Below are 1512 nucleotides of genomic sequence, written 5' to 3'. Positions count from 1 at the left end.
GCGCTTGCCGGGCATTGACCGCAGGACACACAGCCCTCACCCAAGTTTTTCATTGTGAGTTGTGTCCTTTTGCTTCTGACATGTCTCGGTACCTGTGCCATTTCTTCGCTTTACCGCATGCACAGGTGAAGACAACAAGTGCGCTGGCTTGTCGGGCCTGTTCCCTTGGAGAAGCGGGAAAGACGACCTTATGAATACCAAGGTTGTAGGAAAAAACCTGACACGTTGGGGGTGTGTGCCTGACAGGTCAAACAGCCATGCGCCGATTCAAGAATTTTTTCAGGTCGACACAATTACACACATCAGGTCAGAAGATGTAAGCAACCCGCTTCACCAACGATCTGGAGAAACACTCAAGGAGAGACTCATGGACAGCGAAACCCTCTTGGCCGAAATCCGCGAAGCCAACCTGACCTATTTGATGCTGGCTCAGAACCTGATCCGCAAAGACCGCGCAGAAGCCCTGTTCCGCCTGGGCTTGACCGAAGAGGCTGCTGACCTGCTGGGCATGCTGTCCACGGCGCAGTTGCTGAAGATCGCATCGAGCAACATGTTGCTCTGCCGCTTCCGCGTGGACGACGAGCTGGTCTGGAGCCTGCTCACCAACCACAACGTCAAGAAGGTGGACAACACCACCACCACCCAGCTGCACGCCAGCATCCTGATGGCCGGCCGCTTTGCCGAGTCCATGGCCACACACTGAGCCTTTTCGGGCCACAACGCTTCACTTCACAGGGGACAGACACCATGGCAGCCAAAAGCATCTTGAACGAGTCGCGCGACATTGAGCGCGCCATCTCCCTGATCAACCTGGGCGCGCGCCTGCAGGTGCTCGAATACGAGACCAGTTTGTCGTATGAGCGCTTGCTCCGTCTGTACAAAGAAGTGGCTGGCAAATCACCGTCCAAGGGCCAACTGCCGTTCTCGACCGACTGGTTCCTGACCTGGCAACCCAACATCCACGCTTCGCTGTTCTTGAACATCCATGAGTACCTCTCCAAGAGCAGCGAACTGGAGGAAATTGACACGGTGATCAAGGCCTTCCGTCTGTACAACGACCAGATGACGGCCAGCCAGATCGAACCCCTGTTGTCGGTGACCCGCGCCTGGCGCCTGGTGAAGTTTGTCGACAACGGCATGCTCACGCTCACCAAATGTTCCTGCTGCGGTGGCCACTTCGTCACCGAGCCCTATGAGAATTCCCGCAACTTCACCTGCGGCCTGTGCGCGCCACCGGCCCGCGCCGGCAAAGGCAGCGGCAACGGACTGCGCCTGCATTGAGTGTTTCTCCCCGACAGGTCTCGCTAGCCTCTCGCATCTCTCCCTCAAAGCGCAAAAAGGGCCCTCATCAGGGCCCTTTTTGCGTTCACGCCTGGGTTCATTCACACCTAGAGTTGACCGATAGAAATGACAACGGTTTGCGCCCCGAGTGGTTCGGGTAGAGCCCTGTCAATAAGGTCCAGAACATGTTTCTCATCGTCGGTTTTCTGTTTTCGATGGTCTGCATCTTTG

Annotated in this window: 2 protein-coding genes; both read left to right on the top strand. The window is 56.4% G+C overall.

Annotation, left to right across the window (positions count from 1 at the left end; translation table 11 throughout):
- Positions 1–367 precede the first annotated feature (367 nt).
- Positions 368–703 (top strand): flagellar transcriptional regulator FlhD, encoded by a 336-nt coding sequence (flhD, locus tag WBM98_RS18020; protein ID WP_424367406.1) that lies wholly within the window; start codon positions 368–370, stop codon positions 701–703.
- A 44-nt stretch (positions 704–747) separates the two neighbouring features.
- Positions 748–1281 carry a flagellar transcriptional regulator FlhC gene (flhC, locus tag WBM98_RS18015; protein WP_424367405.1) on the top strand — a complete coding sequence of 178 codons (534 nt, stop codon included), beginning with the start codon at positions 748–750 and terminating at the stop codon, positions 1279–1281.
- Positions 1282–1512: the final 231 nt, after the last annotated feature.

Origin of the sequence: Maribacter sp. (assembly GCF_049667165.1) — a bacterium.
Classification (GTDB): domain Bacteria; phylum Bacteroidota; class Bacteroidia; order Flavobacteriales; family Flavobacteriaceae; genus Maribacter_A.
Note: the sequence above shows the minus strand (reverse complement) of the source record. Positions and strands in the feature narration are given on the sequence as shown.